The sequence below is a fragment of the Escherichia sp. KTE52 genome (assembly GCF_000408325.1).
GTDB lineage: Bacteria > Pseudomonadota > Gammaproteobacteria > Enterobacterales > Enterobacteriaceae > Escherichia > Escherichia marmotae.
Genome location: NZ_KE138677.1, coordinates 102906 through 118089 on the forward strand (window position 1 = coordinate 102906; position 15184 = coordinate 118089).

22 protein-coding genes are annotated in these 15184 nt (G+C 46.7%); 14 read left to right on the forward strand and 8 right to left on the reverse strand.

What is annotated here, in order from left to right; translation table 11 throughout:
• Positions 1-13: 13 nt before the first annotated feature.
• Both A1SC_RS16560 and A1SC_RS16555 read right to left on the reverse strand, forming a co-directional pair.
• The gene (locus A1SC_RS16560; protein WP_000693853.1) at positions 14-439 is read right to left on the reverse strand and encodes a toxin YdaT family protein; all 426 of its coding nucleotides are present in this window, start codon (positions 437-439) and stop codon (positions 14-16) included.
• Positions 436-690, reverse strand: coding sequence for a helix-turn-helix transcriptional regulator (locus tag A1SC_RS16555; protein ID WP_001072337.1), 255 nt, complete (start codon positions 688-690; stop codon positions 436-438). Before A1SC_RS16555 ends, A1SC_RS16560 begins: the two co-directional genes overlap by 4 nt.
• Before the next feature lie 79 nt (positions 691-769).
• Here A1SC_RS16555 and A1SC_RS22715 point away from each other — a divergent pair, with 79 nt between their 5' ends.
• The 3 genes from A1SC_RS22715 (at position 770) to A1SC_RS22720 (ending at position 1776) form a co-directional block, all read left to right on the forward strand.
• Positions 770-1189 carry a helix-turn-helix domain-containing protein gene (locus A1SC_RS22715; protein ID WP_000233320.1) on the forward strand — a complete coding sequence of 140 codons (420 nt, stop codon included), beginning with the start codon at positions 770-772 and terminating at the stop codon, positions 1187-1189.
• Between the two features lie 286 nt (positions 1190-1475).
• Complete coding sequence (locus A1SC_RS25770; RefSeq protein ID WP_000233809.1) at positions 1476-1610, forward strand: phage protein; 135 nt, start codon at positions 1476-1478, stop codon at positions 1608-1610.
• 10 nt (positions 1611-1620) lie between these two features.
• Positions 1621-1776: a DUF1391 family protein gene (locus A1SC_RS22720; protein ID WP_016262042.1), complete on the forward strand. Its 156-nt coding sequence runs from the start codon at positions 1621-1623 to the stop codon at positions 1774-1776.
• Here the strand turns inward: A1SC_RS22720 and A1SC_RS0121390 are convergent.
• On the reverse strand, positions 1773-2261 hold the full coding sequence (locus A1SC_RS0121390; protein WP_001312793.1) for a superinfection exclusion B family protein: 489 nt from the start codon (positions 2259-2261) through the stop codon (positions 1773-1775). The two genes, A1SC_RS22720 and A1SC_RS0121390, sit on opposite strands and share 4 nt — an antisense overlap.
• Positions 2262-2702: 441 nt before the next feature.
• Between A1SC_RS0121390 and kilR the strand changes: the two genes are divergently transcribed.
• The 10 genes from kilR (at position 2703) to ttcA (ending at position 9919) form a co-directional block, all read left to right on the forward strand.
• Entirely contained in the window at positions 2703-2924 is a 222-nt protein-coding gene (gene kilR, locus A1SC_RS16550) for a killing protein KilR (protein ID WP_000560223.1), read from the forward strand.
• Positions 2924-3094, forward strand: a complete 171-nt coding sequence (locus A1SC_RS16545; protein WP_001352098.1) for a YdaE family protein — start codon at positions 2924-2926, stop codon at positions 3092-3094. The genes kilR and A1SC_RS16545 overlap by 1 nt, the downstream gene beginning before the upstream one ends.
• A 74-nt stretch (positions 3095-3168) precedes the next feature.
• Positions 3169-3444, forward strand: a complete 276-nt coding sequence (locus A1SC_RS16540; RefSeq protein WP_000632297.1) for a protein RacC — start codon at positions 3169-3171, stop codon at positions 3442-3444.
• 101 nt (positions 3445-3545) lie between these two features.
• Positions 3546-6146 (forward strand): exodeoxyribonuclease VIII, encoded by a 2601-nt coding sequence (recE, locus tag A1SC_RS16535; protein ID WP_000105139.1) that lies wholly within the window; start codon positions 3546-3548, stop codon positions 6144-6146.
• Entirely contained in the window at positions 6139-6948 is an 810-nt protein-coding gene (gene recT / locus A1SC_RS16530; protein WP_000166319.1) for a recombination protein RecT, read from the forward strand. The genes recE and recT overlap by 8 nt, the downstream gene beginning before the upstream one ends.
• 56 nt (positions 6949-7004) lie before the next feature.
• Positions 7005-7199, forward strand: a complete 195-nt coding sequence (ralR, locus tag A1SC_RS0121395) for a type I toxin-antitoxin system endodeoxyribonuclease toxin RalR (RefSeq protein ID WP_050491434.1) — start codon at positions 7005-7007, stop codon at positions 7197-7199.
• On the forward strand, positions 7192-7401 hold the full coding sequence (gene rcbA, locus A1SC_RS16525) for a double-strand break reduction protein RcbA (RefSeq protein WP_000276809.1): 210 nt from the start codon (positions 7192-7194) through the stop codon (positions 7399-7401). The genes ralR and rcbA overlap by 8 nt, the downstream gene beginning before the upstream one ends.
• A 78-nt stretch (positions 7402-7479) precedes the next feature.
• Positions 7480-7695 (forward strand): excisionase XisR, encoded by a 216-nt coding sequence (gene xisR, locus A1SC_RS16520; protein WP_000079604.1) that lies wholly within the window; start codon positions 7480-7482, stop codon positions 7693-7695.
• Between the two features lies 1 nt (position 7696).
• Positions 7697-8932 (forward strand): tyrosine-type recombinase/integrase, encoded by a 1236-nt coding sequence (locus tag A1SC_RS23240; protein WP_000040852.1) that lies wholly within the window; start codon positions 7697-7699, stop codon positions 8930-8932.
• Positions 8933-8983: 51 nt separating this feature from the next.
• Positions 8984-9919 (forward strand): tRNA 2-thiocytidine(32) synthetase TtcA, encoded by a 936-nt coding sequence (gene ttcA, locus A1SC_RS16515; RefSeq protein ID WP_016242657.1) that lies wholly within the window; start codon positions 8984-8986, stop codon positions 9917-9919.
• Between the two features lie 94 nt (positions 9920-10013).
• On the opposite strand, the gene dbpA is transcribed toward ttcA, so the two are convergent.
• The 4 genes from dbpA to A1SC_RS25615 form a co-directional block, all read right to left on the reverse strand.
• Positions 10014-11387 (reverse strand): ATP-dependent RNA helicase DbpA, encoded by a 1374-nt coding sequence (gene dbpA / locus A1SC_RS16510; RefSeq protein ID WP_000123768.1) that lies wholly within the window; start codon positions 11385-11387, stop codon positions 10014-10016.
• 29 nt (positions 11388-11416) lie between these two features.
• Positions 11417-11590: a proline-rich small protein YnaL gene (gene ynaL, locus A1SC_RS25415; protein WP_001296046.1), complete on the reverse strand. Its 174-nt coding sequence runs from the start codon at positions 11588-11590 to the stop codon at positions 11417-11419.
• Positions 11591-11864: 274 nt separating this feature from the next.
• Positions 11865-12848, reverse strand: a complete 984-nt coding sequence (gene zntB / locus A1SC_RS16500) for a zinc transporter ZntB (protein ID WP_000452014.1) — start codon at positions 12846-12848, stop codon at positions 11865-11867.
• 13 nt (positions 12849-12861) lie between these two features.
• Positions 12862-12909: a hypothetical protein gene (locus A1SC_RS25615; protein ID WP_214678597.1), complete on the reverse strand. Its 48-nt coding sequence runs from the start codon at positions 12907-12909 to the stop codon at positions 12862-12864.
• 195 nt (positions 12910-13104) lie between these two features.
• Here A1SC_RS25615 and A1SC_RS16495 point away from each other — a divergent pair, with 195 nt between their 5' ends.
• Positions 13105-14337, forward strand: coding sequence for a sensor domain-containing diguanylate cyclase (locus tag A1SC_RS16495; protein ID WP_000207190.1), 1233 nt, complete (start codon positions 13105-13107; stop codon positions 14335-14337).
• Between the two features lie 30 nt (positions 14338-14367).
• Here the strand turns inward: A1SC_RS16495 and smrA are convergent, their stop codons facing one another.
• Positions 14368-14931, reverse strand: a complete 564-nt coding sequence (smrA, locus tag A1SC_RS16490; RefSeq protein ID WP_001516467.1) for a DNA endonuclease SmrA — start codon at positions 14929-14931, stop codon at positions 14368-14370.
• Between the last annotated feature and the right edge of the window lie 253 nt (positions 14932-15184).

The following is a 15184-nucleotide window of genomic DNA, read 5'->3' on the forward strand; positions in this document are numbered from 1 at the left end:
TGAATATTGCGAGTCAATGCACAGCCACAATATTTCCTGCAGGGCCACCACGATTCATCTGGTTGAAACCAGCGATCGCCACTGCGACAAAATCATCAGCGTCTCTCACCAGTCGTTCCCGCGTCTCCACTAGTTCCCGAAAATAGGCTGAGCTATGACTGCGCATTCGGGCCACCAGCAGAGGTGGCATTGCTTTTTCGATAGCTGGTAACAACGCCTGAATTTTTTTAACCGCATCAGGGGTGTCTTTCTCCACCCAGCGGAAAATTTTCTGAGTATTGCGAGCCAGGGCTTCCGGATGGCTGTCGTCATACAGTTCCGGGAACGTCATTCCCAGCTCGAAATACGCTTTGGTAATTTTCGCAGCCGGTACTTTTTCGCCGTCCGGATGCGCCCAGGCATTCATCGCCATGCGGATGTGTTCATGCTTGATTTTCATGAATCAACTCCCATCAGCTTTTTCGTAGTAGTTTTATTCCTGCCAATAGTTAAAATTGCATCGGCAGAAAATAATCCGTTTGATGCAAGAGCGATTTTTTCAGCGTAATTTGTTTCGCCGGTATATTCTGTGCGAGGCAATTTTCCGTTATCCATCCATTTATAGATTGCTCTTTGGCTGACACCACAAACGTCGGCCACAACAGCAACGCGAACAGTTTTGATTACATCTTCAAGTGTTTTCTGGTTCATATCACCCTCACAATGTGAACTTTGAGTACATGCTATAACAGAACTGACAGTACATTCAAGAGCGAATATCATTGAACTTATGGTTCATGAAGATAAAGCGCGTAAAGAGTTCGCCAGTAGGCTTGCGCTAGCCTGTGAAAACGCTGGTTATGAACAACATGGAAGGCAGGCAGAAATTGCCCGTCGAATGAAATTAACACCAAAAGCGGTTAGCAAATGGTTTAATGGCGAAACAATTCCTCGCCGGGAGAAATTAAGGGAATTAGCAACACTAATAGGAACAACACCAACCTATCTTTTGGGAGAGGATACAGAAGAAAGTGGACAGGTACGTTTCTATCAGGAGTTAAATCCAAGACAAAAAATCATCATTGACCTTCTGGACGAGCTCCCTGACAGTGAGACAGATGAACTTTTAAAAACTCTTGAAGAGAAAAAACAGAAGTACAATGCAATTTACGAAGAGTTAGCACGAAAGAAAAAACAAAAAGCCTCTTAAACCAGCATAAATCCGGTAGCGCCTTCCTCCGGGTTTGTGCTTCACTTTATCCCATCTCATTTTTTTACACACAAAATGTACTAAAAGTACTTTACAACAATGAACGCAAAGTACATTATATGCCTGCCACCCACCCCGCCCCACAGAATGCAGGGCAATACTTCGAGTTACCAGGCAGTGGTAAGGGGTTAAGTAGCCAGCCCGAGGCGTATGAACATGACGGCGGGATTCAAATTTTGCAGTGCAGCAGTTAGTTCCGCCACCCGGCGTTAAGGGGAGAGATAAGATGGTGCATTACGAAGTAGTTCAGTATTTGATGGATTGTTGCGGTATCACTTACAACCAGGCTGTGCAGGCTTTACGCAGCAACGACTGGGATCTCTGGCAGGCAGAAGTCGCTATACGTAGCAACAAGATGTGAGATTCGCAAAATGCAAAAAATCGACCTCGGCAACAACGAATCCCTGGTGTGCGGCGTGTTCCCCAACCAGGGTGGAACGTTCACTGCCATGACGTATACCAAAAGCAAAACATTTAAAACCGAAACTGGTGCGCGCCGATGGTTGGAGAAGCACACAGTAAGCTAACGATTAAAACGTCTACTCCTGCTGTTCCAGAATAACTTCATAAAATGGGAGTATTTTTCGGTGACGAGATAATAAGAACAGTTTGCGCTATCACTCTGATGTTGAATGATGCCCTTCCGTTCTAATTTTTTCATAACCGGGTTACGGCAAGGAGAAGTGATAATAAGATTTCCTGTTTTAAGGAAATCTTTAAATACAGCGATTTCTTTCTCAGATAAACGAAGCAATACTCGTTGCTCTGGTAGTAATGAATAATGCTTTTGAATATGTGCTCGCAATCTTGAGAAGGAAATGGCGACCACGAAAGAAAAGGCAAAAACGATAATCTGAAAGAGCCAAGGTATTTCAGTATAAGCATTGAATGCGACAGTAAACTCTTTCGGTATCAGCCAGAGAGTGAGACCAAAAATGATAATCGTATACATAAGTCTTTCGAGTGGCTCGTTAGCAAAAAGTTTCAACAATGGAGTAAATACATCCAACATATCAATAACTCTCAACTGTAAGGGTATTGAAATGTTAACACAAGCTCTCGCTGTAGGGGTATAGCCGAGACCACCGAAGCCCGGAGGTGGTGAAATAAAACCGGGCACAACACGAAGGCGCATTTCCGATATCCATAAAGAGTCGGTCTTGTCTGTTAAATTTAAATGGTGGGAGTGCGCCTCCGGTTGTAAATAACGACATTGCTGTGTGTAGTCCTGGCGGCATCAGTTTTTTTCTTGAAGTTCGGCTGATGTCCGCCCTTTTTAAAGTGAATTTTGTGATGCGGTGAATGCGGCTAAGCGCACGTGGCACAGTTAAAAGTCATGTTAGTCCTTATTGGTTTGGGTGGGAAAGCCGACTGTAATTGTTAACTGGTTGCAGTCACCTGGAGGCACCAGGCACCGCATCAACAAAGTTCATTTGTAAAAATGGAGATAATTATGATTGCACATCACTTCGGAACTGATGAAATACCACGTCAGTGTGTGACTCCTGGCGATTATGTTCTTCATGAAGGCCGGACATATATTGCCTCGGCAAACAATATTAAAAAGCGAAAACTATATATTCGTAACCTGACCACAAAAACATGCATTACTGACCGCATGATTAAAGTCTTCCTCGGTCGTGATGGTTTACCTGTAAAGGCGGAGTCATGGTGATGACTAAGAAAATAAAATGTGCTTACCACCTTTGCAAAAAAGACGTTGAAGAAAGCAAAGCTATTGAAAGAATGCTTCACTTCATGCACGGGATTTTATCAAAAGACGAACCGAGAAAATATTGCAGTGAAGCTTGTGCCGAAAAAGACCAGATGGCACATGAACTTTAATTAATTGACTATTCGAAACTGAATTTATGCCAGAAATGGCAGGTATTCGCTCAACCTTAATTAAGGAGAAAAACATGATTACCAATTATGAAGCCACTGTTGTAACTACCGATGACATTGTTCACGAGGTGAATCTGGAAGGAAAGCGCATTGGCTACGTAATTAAAACAGAAAATAAAGAAACCCCATTCACTGTGGTTGATATCGATGGTCCATCAGGCAACGTAAAAACACTTGATGAAGGTGTCAAAAAAATGTGCCTGGTGCATATCGGAAAGAATCTGCCCGCAGAAAAAAAAGCCGAATTTCTGGCAACTCTAATTGCAATGAAATTAAAAGGTGAAATCTGAAAGAAATAGCCTGCGTATGGCGCAGGCTATGAACAGTGTGTATCCGGCAAGATCATTCACTGAACAAAACGAATTTTAATCTGAGTTGAGGTTAAAAAACAATGAGCACAAAACCACTCTTCCTGTTACGGAAAGCGAAAAAATCATCCGGTGAACCTGACGTCGTCCTGTGGGCAAGCAACGATTTTGAATCGACCTGTGCCACTCTGGACTACCTGATCGTTAAGTCAGGTAAAAAACTGAGCAGCTATTTTAAAGCTGTTGCCACGAATTTTCCTGTCGTTAATGACCTGCCCGCTGAAGGTGAGATCGATTTTACCTGGAGTGAACGCTATCAACTCAGCAAAGACTCCATGACATGGGAACTAAAACCGGGAGCAGCACCAGACAACGCTCACTATCAAGGCAATACCAACGTCAACGGCGAAGACATGACTGAGATTGAGGAGAATATGCTACTCCCAATTTCTGGCCAGGAACTGCCCATTCGTTGGCTTGCTCAACACGGCAGCGAAAAACCGGTAACGCACGTTTCACGCGACGGACTCCAGGCATTACACATTGCTCGGGCTGAAGAACTACCGGCTGTTACTGCCCTGGCTGTTTCCCACAAAACCAGCCTGCTCGACCCGCTGGAAATTCGCGAACTCCACAAACTGGTTCGTGACACTGACAAAGTTTTCCCTAATCCTGGTAATTCAAACCTGGGACTGATAACTGCTTTTTTCGAAGCATACCTGAACGCTGACTACACCGATCGAGGACTGCTGACAAAAGAGTGGATGAAGGGTAATCGTGTTTCACACATCACTCGCACGGCTTCCGGTGCTAATGCTGGCGGCGGAAACCTCACCGATCGCGGCGAAGGTTTCGTACACGATCTGACGTCACTGGCGCGCGACGTAGCCACTGGCGTACTGGCCCGTTCAATGGATCTGGACATCTATAACCTTCATCCGGCACACGCTAAACGCATTGAGGAAATTATCGCTGAAAATAAACCGCCCTTTTCTGTTTTCCGCGACAAATTCATCACCATGCCTGGCGGGCTGGATTATTCCCGCGCCATCGTGGTTGCGTCCGTAAAAGAAGCACCAATTGGGATCGAGGTCATCCCCGCGCACGTCACTGAATATCTGAACAAAGTACTGACTGAAACCGATCATGCCAACCCTGATCCGGAAATCGTGGATATTGCCTGCGGTCGCTCCTCTGCCCCGATGCCGCAGCGAGTAACAGAAGAAGGAAAACAGGATGATGAAGAAAAACCGCAACCATCTGGAACAACGGCAGTTGAACAGGGAGAGGCTGAAACAATGGAACCGGACGCAACTGAACATCATCAGGACACGCAGCCGCTGGATGCTCAGTCACAGGTAAATTCTGTTGATGCGAAATATCAGGAACTGCGGGCAGAACTCCATGAAGCCCGGAAAAACATTCCATCAAAAAATCCTGTCGATGCCGATAAATTGCTTGCTGCATCACGTGGTGAATTTGTTGACGGAATTAGCGACCCGAACGATCCGAAATGGGTAAAGGGGATCCAGACTCGCGATTGTGTGTACCAGAACCAGCCAGAAACGGAAAAAACCAGCCCGGATATGAATCAACCTGAGCCAGTAGTGCAACAGGAACCGGAAATAGCCTGCAATGCCTGCGGCCAGACTGGCGGGGATAACTGCCCTGACTGTGGTGCGGTGATGGGCGACGCAACATACCAGGAAACATTCGATGAAGAGAGTCAGGTTGAAGCTAAGGAAAATGATCCGGAGGAAATGGAAGGCGCTGAACATCCGCACAATGAGAATGCTGGCAGCGATCCGCATCGCGATTGCAGTGATGAAACTGGCGAAGTCGCAGATCCCGTAATCGTAGAAGACATAGAGCCAGGTATTTATTACGGAATTTCGAATGAGAATTACCACGCGGGTCCCGGTATCAGTAAGTCTCAGCTCGATGACATTGCTGATACTCCGGCACTATATTTGTGGCGTAAAAATGCCCCCGTGGACACCACAAAGACAAAAACGCTCGATTTAGGAACTGCTTTCCACTGCCGGGTACTTGAACCGGAAGAATTCAGTAACCGCTTTATCGTAGCACCTGAATTTAACCGCCGTACAAACGCCGGAAAAGAAGAAGAGAAAGCGTTTCTGATGGAATGCGCAAGCACAGGAAAAACGGTTATCACTGCGGAAGAAGGCCGGAAAATTGAACTCATGTATCAAAGCGTTATGGCTTTGCCGCTGGGGCAATGGCTTGTTGAAAGCGCCGGACACGCTGAATCATCAATTTACTGGGAAGATCCTGAAACAGGAATTTTGTGTCGGTGCCGTCCGGACAAAATTATCCCTGAATTTCACTGGATCATGGACGTGAAAACTACGGCGGATATTCAACGATTCAAAACCGCTTATTACGACTACCGCTATCACGTTCAGGATGCATTCTACAGTGACGGTTATGAAGCACAGTTTGGAGTGCAGCCAACTTTCGTTTTTCTGGTTGCCAGCACAACTATTGAATGCGGACGTTATCCGGTTGAAATTTTCATGATGGGCGAAGAAGCAAAACTGGCAGGTCAACAGGAATATCACCGCAATCTGCGAACCCTGTCTGACTGCCTGAATACCGATGAATGGCCAGCTATTAAGACATTATCACTGCCCCGCTGGGCTAAGGAATATGCAAATGACTAAGCAACCACCAATCGCAAAAGCCGATCTGCAAAAAACTCAGGGAAACCGTGCACCAGCAGCAGTTAAAAATAGCGACGTGATTAGTTTTATTAACCAGCCATCAATGAAAGAGCAACTGGCAGCAGCTCTTCCACGCCATATGACGGCTGAACGTATGATCCGTATCGCCACCACAGAAATTCGTAAAGTTCCGGCGTTAGGAAACTGTGACACTATGAGTTTTGTCAGTGCGATCGTACAGTGTTCACAGCTCGGACTTGAGCCAGGTAGCGCCCTCGGTCATGCATATTTACTGCCTTTTGGTAATAAAAACGAAAAGAGCGGTAAAAAGAACGTTCAGCTAATCATTGGCTATCGCGGCATGATTGATCTGGCTCGCCGTTCTGGTCAAATCGCCAGCCTGTCAGCCCGTGTTGTCCGTGAAGGTGACGAGTTTAGCTTCGAATTTGGCCTTGATGAAAAGTTAATACACCGCCCGGGAGAAAACGAAGATGCCCCGGTTACCCACGTCTATGCTGTCGCAAGACTGAAAGACGGAGGTACTCAGTTTGAAGTTATGACGCGCAAACAGATTGAGCTGGTGCGCAGCCTGAGTAAAGCTGGTAATAACGGGCCGTGGGTAACTCACTGGGAAGAAATGGCAAAGAAAACGGCTATTCGTCGCCTGTTCAAATATTTGCCCGTATCAATTGAGATCCAGCGTGCAGTATCAATGGATGAAAAGGAACCACTGACAATCGATCCTGCAGATTCCTCTGTATTAACCGGGGAATACAGTGTAATCGATAATTCAGAGGAATAATTCAGCCTGGCGGTGTAATGCACCGCCAACTTGAAATATTTTTTATGAGAAAAATTATGAGATATGACAATATTAAACCATGTCCATTTTGTGGTTGCCCATCAGTAACGGTGAAAGCCATTTCAGGATATTACCGAGCGAAGTGTAACGGATGCGAATCCCGAACCGGTTATGGTGGAAGTGAAAAAGAAGCACTCGAAAGATGGAATAAACGAACCACTGGAAATAATAATGGAGGTGTTCATGTATAAAATTACCGCCACTATTGAAAAGGAAGGTGGCACTCCTACTAACTGGACAAGATATTCAAAATCTAAACTAACGAAATCAGAATGCGAAAAAATGCTCTCAGGTAAAAAAGAAGCAGGCGTTTCCAGAGAGCAGAAAGTAAAACTGATAAATTTTAATTGCGAGAAACTTCAGTCCTCGAGAATTGCATTGTATTCAAATTAAAACTTCATAGCTGATTATTAATAATCAACATCGGGCGTCAATTTCAGTCTAACATTGGCGCCTGCCAGAGGTGATGCGATGGCACAAGTAATCTTTAATGAAGAGTGGATGGTTGAATACGGCCTGATGCTTCGCACTGGTCTGGGGGCCAGACAAATTGAAGCATACCGCCAGAACTGTTGGGTGGAGGGCTTCCACTTCAAACGAGTATCTCCTTTAGGTAAGCCAGACAGCAAACGAGGGATTATCTGGTACAACTATCCAAAGATAAATCAGTTTATCAAAGACTCATGATATGTCTAAATTACCAACAGGTGTCGAGATTAGAGGTAGATACATTCGCATCTGGTTCATGTTTCGAGGAAAACGATGTCGGGAAACATTAAAAGGCTGGGAGATTACAAACAGTAATATTAAAAAGGCCGGAAATTTAAGAGCGCTGATAGTTCATGAAATAAACTCCGGTGAATTTGAGTATTTAAGACGTTTTCCCCAGTCCAGCACTGGGGCAAAAATGGTGACAACGAGAGTCATAAAAACGTTCGGAGAGCTTTGTGATATCTGGACAAAAATTAAAGAGACAGAGTTAACAACAAACACAATGAAGAAAACGAAATCACAATTAAAAACACTCAGAATAATAATTTGTGAAAGTACCCCGATATCACATATTCGTTATAGCGATATCTTAAACTACCGGAATGAACTGCTGCATGGAGAAACGCTTTACCTGGATAATCCAAGATCCAACAAAAAAGGAAGAACCGTGCGCACAGTTGATAACTATATCGCCCTGCTCTGTTCGCTGTTGCGTTTTGCGTATCAGTCGGGATTTATATCAACCAAACCATTTGAAGGAGTAAAAAAATTACAGCGAAACAGAATAAAGCCTGATCCGTTATCTAAAACAGAATTCAATGCATTAATGGAAAGTGAAAAAGGACAGAGCCAGAACTTGTGGAAATTTGCCGTTTACTCAGGACTTCGTCACGGGGAACTGGCAGCTCTGGCGTGGGAGGATGTGGATCTCGAAAAGGGAATAGTGAATGTCAGAAGAAACCTGACGATACTTGATATGTTCGGCCCCCCAAAAACAAATGCCGGGATCCGAACAGTAACACTACTGCAGCCTGCTCTTGAAGCACTGAAGGAGCAATACAAACTGACCGGGCATCATCGCAAAAGCGAAATCACCTTTTATCATCGGGAGTACGGCAGAACCGAAAAGCAAAAACTGCATTTTGTTTTCATGCCCAGGGTGTGTAACGGAAAACAAAAACCTTATTACTCGGTAAGCAGTTTGGGGGCAAGGTGGAATGCAGCAGTAAAACGTGCTGGTATTCGCCGCCGTAATCCGTACCATACGCGGCATACTTTTGCCTGCTGGCTGTTGACGGCAGGAGCGAACCCGGCATTTATAGCCAGCCAAATGGGGCATGAAACTGCGCAGATGGTGTATGAAATTTACGGTATGTGGATTGATGACATGAACGACGAACAGATAGCCATGTTGAATGCGCGGTTATCGTAGTTGCAAAGTTTGCCCCCAATTTGCCCCATTTAGTACCAGAGAACTGAAATAATGCAAGAAAATCAACAAATTACAAAGAAAGAACAATACAACCTGAACAAATTACAAAAACGCCTGCGCCGCAATGTGGGCGAAGCCATTGCTGACTTCAATATGATTGAAGATGGCGACCGCATTATGGTTTGCCTTTCCGGGGGGAAAGACAGCTATACCATGCTGGAGATCCTGCGGAATTTGCAGCAAAGCGCGCCAATCAGTTTTTCGCTGGTTGCCGTTAACCTCGACCAGAAGCAGCCCGGTTTCCCGGAGCACGTCCTGCCGGAGTATCTTGAAAAGCTGGGCGTTGAGTACAAAATTGTTGAAGAGAATACTTATGGGATCGTGAAAGAAAAGATCCCGGAAGGCAAAACCACCTGCTCACTCTGCTCTCGTCTGCGTCGCGGTATTCTTTACCGCACGGCAACAGAACTGGGCGCGACGAAAATCGCACTGGGTCACCATCGTGACGATATCCTGCAAACGCTGTTCTTAAACATGTTCTACGGCGGCAAGATGAAAGGTATGCCACCAAAGCTGATGAGCGATGACGGCAAACATATCGTAATTCGTCCGCTGGCTTATTGCCGTGAAAAGGACATTCAGCGTTTTGCCGATGCGAAAGCGTTCCCGATTATTCCGTGCAACCTGTGCGGTTCACAGCCTAACCTGCAACGTCAGGTGATTGCCGATATGTTGCGTGATTGGGATAAGCGTTATCCAGGGCGTATTGAGACAATGTTCAGCGCGATGCAGAATGTGGTGCCGTCACATCTGTGCGATACCAATCTGTTCGATTTCAAAGGCATTACCCACGGTTCTGAAGTGGTTAACGGCGGTGATCTGGCGTTTGATCGCGAAGAGCTACCACTACAACCCGCGGGCTGGCAGCCTGAAGAAGATGAAAATCAGTTGGATGAGTTACGCCTGAATGTGGTTGAAGTGAAATAACCAGGATAGCGCCCGATACGCAAGCTTATCGGGCTATTCTTGTGCTGGCCGGATAAGACGCAACCAGCGTCGCATCCGGCAATTCAACATTTCGTTATTTTAATAACCGCACCCGGCACGTTTTCCCTTTAATCTTTCCGCCCTGTAACTGTTTCCATGCCTTATGGGCAACAGACTGGCGCACTGCGACGTAGACATGTGCTGGATGAACGGCAATTTTGCCAATATCTGTGCTATCCAGACCAATATCCCCCGTCAGCGCCCCCAGCACATCGCCTGGACGCATTTTCGCTTTTTTCCCACCATCAATGCACAACGTCGCCATTTCTGCTTCCAGCGGCACAATGGCGCTGCTGGCTGGTGGCGTTTGCCAGTTAAGTTTTATCTGCAACATGTCAGAAATGATATTCGCCCGCTGCGCCTCTTCCGGAGCACAGAAACTGATCGCCAGACCGCTATTCCCCGCTCGCGCAGTACGCCCGATGCGATGTACATGAACTTCAGGGTCCCACGCCAGCTCAAAGTTCACCACCAGCGCAAGAGATTTGATATCCAGACCACGTGCCGCGACATCGGTCGCCACCAGCACACGTGCGCTACCATTGGCAAAACGAACCAACGTCTGATCGCGGTCGCGTTGTTCCAGATCGCCATGTAACGACAATGCACTTTGCCCTACTTCATTCAGAGCATCACACACAGCCTGGCAATCTTTTTTTGTATTACAGAACACCACACAAGATGATGGCTGATGCAAGCTTAATAACCGCTGCAACAACGAAATTTTGCCTTTGCTGGATGTCTCATAAAATTGTTGTTCAATAGGCGGTAAAGCATCTGACGTATCAATCTCAATCGCTAAAGGATCGCGTTGTACACGACCGCTAATCGCGGCAATTGCGTCCGGCCAGGTTGCAGAAAACAGAAGCGTCTGGCGAGAAGCAGGCGCAAAACGGATGACGTCATCAATTGCGTCGCTAAATCCCATATCCAACATACGGTCGGCTTCATCCATTACCAGCGTATTCAGGGTATCCAGCGATACAGTGCCTTTTTGCAGGTGATCGAGCAAACGGCCCGGCGTTGCCACGATGATATGCGGCGCATGTTGCAGCGAATCGCGCTGAATGCTGAACGGCTGGCCGCCGCATAAGGTCAAGATTTTGGTATTCGGCAGAAAACGCGCCAGCCGGCGCAACTCTCCGGCAACCTGATCCGCCAGTTCACGGGTCGGGCACAGCACTAAAGCCTGGGTCTGAAACAGCGACGCATCAATTTGCTGTAACAAGCCAAGGCCAAATGCCGCCGTTTTGCCGCTGCCAGTTTTCGCCTGCACGCGAACATCTTTTCCGGCAAGGATCGCCGGAAGCGCGGCGGCCTGCACCGGCGTCATGGTTAAATAGCCCAACTCATTAAGGTTAGTGAGCTGGGCGGGAGGCAAAACGTTCAGGGTAGAAAAAGCGGTCACAATCTATTCTCGTGGTCATCGACGCAAAATTAGCAGGCGCGTATCCTCGCAGATCTACGCTCACGATGCGACAATTTAATCGGTTCTTCATCTGGCGGCGGGTCTGGCATGGGTTGCGGACGAGGGATGGGATCTGGCACTGGTACGGGATCGCCAGGAATGGGTTCAGGGACAGGAATTTGCAAATAAATGAGTGTCGTCATATTTCCCTCCGGTCATGGGGTGGACTCTTAAAGGGTAGACGCTGAAAAATAACAGGCAAAAAAAAGCCGACTCATCTAAGTCGGCGTCGTACGAATCAATTGTGCTATGCAGTAATTCAAAAAAGGAAGTAAGACAATATGGAGCGCAACGCCCATCGCTTGACGTTGCATTCACCTGCGAGGGAGATATTGCCCTGAATGGGTAGAGAGTTTATTGACTTCGCTCAAACTTTACGGCGTTTTTATATACAGGAAGTAGACAAATTTTCTTTTGTTACAACCATTTACTACGATGCAACCATAAAGCAACACCACCAATAAGAACAACTAACAGAATACAAAAAAGCGAAAAGCCGAATTGCCATCCCCCGCCAGGAATGCCACCGAGGTTGACACCAAATAACCCAGTTAAAAACGTACTGGGTAAAAAGACCATTGCCATCAACGACATCGTATAAGTACGACGCGCTAAATTTTCCTGCATGACCTGAGCGATTTCATCTGCCATCACGCCGGTTCGGGCAATACAGGCGTCAATCTCATCCAGGCCGCGTCCGAGACGATCGGCAATGTCCTGCATTCGGCGGCGTTGGTCGTCATTCATCCACGGCAGACGCTCACTGGCAAGGCGAGCATAAACATCACGCTGCGGTGCCATATAGCGACGCATCACAATTAATTGTTTACGCAGCAACGCCAGGAAACCGCGCGGCGGTATTTGTTGATCGAGCAGATTATCTTCCAGGTCGATAATTTTATCGTGCAGTTGTTCTATAAACTCACTGGAATGATCGGTTAACGCATCACACACATCCACCAGCCAGCCACCGCAATCGGTCGGGCCGGTTCCCTCTTCCAGATCGCTAACCACATCATCCAGCGCCAACACTTTACGTTGTCGGGTCGAGACAATTAACCGTCCATCCATATAAACACGCATGGCGACCAGTTGATCGGGACGTTCATCAGTACTGCCATTAATGCAGCGTAAAGTAATCAACGTCCCTTCCCCAAGACGGCTGACCCTGGGCCGCGTGCTTTCCCCCGCCAGCGCATCGCGTACGTTATTTGGCAACAAGGGTGTTGTCGCCAGCCATTGGGCACTGTCATGGTGCACATAATTGAGGTGGAGCCAGCAAGGATGCGCTTCATCTATATCATCTGTATTTTCCAGCGGTTTAACTCCGCCTTTACCATCCAACATCCAGGCAAATACTGCATCCGGGACATTTACGTCCGCTCCCTTAATCACTTCCACAGTGCCTCCATTGTCAACGCATTATTTTGTAGTCTAGTCTTCTGGTCATCTTACGCAACATCTCATCACCCCATTACCCTGAAATGATTAATAAAATCCTGTCAAAATTAAATACAGAAAGCAAAATACTTTTCCTGATTTGAAAACGTGTAAAGCGTTAAATAGCGTCTATCATTATCAGAATTATCTGATCATTTGTCGTGGCATTTTTGCGATCAGGTAGTAACAAAAGATTGATAAAAATAACGGGATTTCAATGACTACGCACAACTTCAATACTCTGGACTTATTAACCAGTCCTGTCTGGATCGTTTCACCCTTTGAAGAACAATTAATTTATGCCAATAGTGCAGCGCGACTTTTGATGCAAGAACTCACCTTTAGTCAGCTACGTACCGGCCTCTATTCCATCTCCTCGCAAAACGAGCTTCCTAAATACCTCACAGACTTGCATAACCAGCTCGATATTGTAGAAATTCTCACTGTCCAGCGTAATGGTGAAGAGGCGGCATTAAGCTGCCGATTGACCCTCAAAGAGATGAGTGAGACGGGAAAAGTAATTATCTTCGAAGGAATGGAAACTCCAGCAACACTGGGGTTAAAAGCCAGTCGTTCAGCGAATTATCAGCGTAAAAAACAAGGGTTTTATGCTCGTTTTTTTCTGACCAACTCTGCACCGATGCTGTTAATTGATCCCTCACGTGATGGCCAAATCGTCGATGCTAATCTGGCCGCGCTCAATTTCTACGGCTACAACCATGAAACAATGTGTCAGAAGCACACCTGGGAAATAAATATGCTTGGGCGTCGCATCATGCCAGTCATGCATGAAATTTCACGGTTGCCCGGCGGCCATAAGCCTCTCAATTTTGTCCATAAACTGGCAGATGGCTCCATTCGGCATGTGCAAACTTATGCCGGGCCAATTGAGATTTACGGCGACAGGTTAATGTTATGCATCGTACATGATATTACAGAGCAAAAACGGCTGGAGGAACAACTGGAACATGCAGCCCACCATGATGCACTAACGGGATTACTCAACCGTCGGCAGTTTTATCACATAACTGACCCCGGACAGATGCAGCACCTGGCAATAGCTCAGGATTATAGTTTGTTGCTCATCGACACCGATCGTTTTAAGCATATCAATGACTTATACGGTCATCAGAAAGGAGATGAAGTGTTATGCTCGCTTGCCCATACTCTTGAAAGTTGCGCCCGCAAAGGCGATTTGGTGTTTCGTTGGGGGGGGGAAGAGTTCGTCTTATTGTTGCCGAGAACCCCGTTGGATACTGCACTTTCGTTGGCTGAAACTATCCGCTTGAGCGTGGCAAAAGTGAGTATTTCGGGCTTACCGCGCTTCACAGTCAGTATTGGCGTGGCGCATCACGAAGGAAATGAAAACATCGATGAACTGTTTAAGCGTGTTGATGATGCCTTGTATCGGGCAAAAAATGACGGACGCAACCGCGTGTTAGCCGCCTGATATATTCAAAAACGCGGAAGCGTCATTTAATTATCGACTACGTTTAGCGTGGCGTTCCCAGTTTTCCAGCTTCGCCTGCACCGTTTTACGCAGCGCGACGTAACATGCCCCACTACCGCCATGATGCGGTAGTGCGGTGCAATAGGCCTGTACGTCTTCGAACTCCGTCAGCCAACGCGCCACATAGCTACGAATAATATTCGCGTGTGATTTATCTTCCCGCCCTTTGCCATGAATAATAAGCACATTTCGCAAGCCGTCCGCCAGCGCCTGATGAATAAAACTGAATACCATTTTACGGCACTCCTCCACCGGCTGGCGCAGTAAATTCAGGCTGGCCTGCTGCGGATATTTGCCGCTGCGTAGCTTATCAATCACCCCATGTTGCAACCCTTCCCGACGAAATTCCAGCGGCTGGTTTAGTGGAATAATGTCAAGAAATCCGGTGGTGAGAAAATTATCAAGTTGCAGCGTATCTATACGCTGCGGCGCACGTTGGTTACGCGTTGGATGCCAGTAGACATCAGTAGCGCATTTCAGTGGCTGGACATCTTCCATGGCGTCAAGAAACAGCGATTTGTCGTCAGGGTTCATGTAGCATCCTCACGCAATACAGAGCGCGATATAATAACTGTGCCCCATCAGGCCGACAACGGTCTGGCGCAATTTCCCGTATGCAGATTAGGAACAACATATATTACGGCGAAGCATTAATGCATGATGACTCAGTTGTATAGCGGCTGATTTAACTTATATTTTCGTGAAACCGGTCACTGAAGAAAATTGGCAACAGAGTGGTAAAACCGTTATAACACTGTCACCGGCAGACAGGAACCCAGGCCGGAAT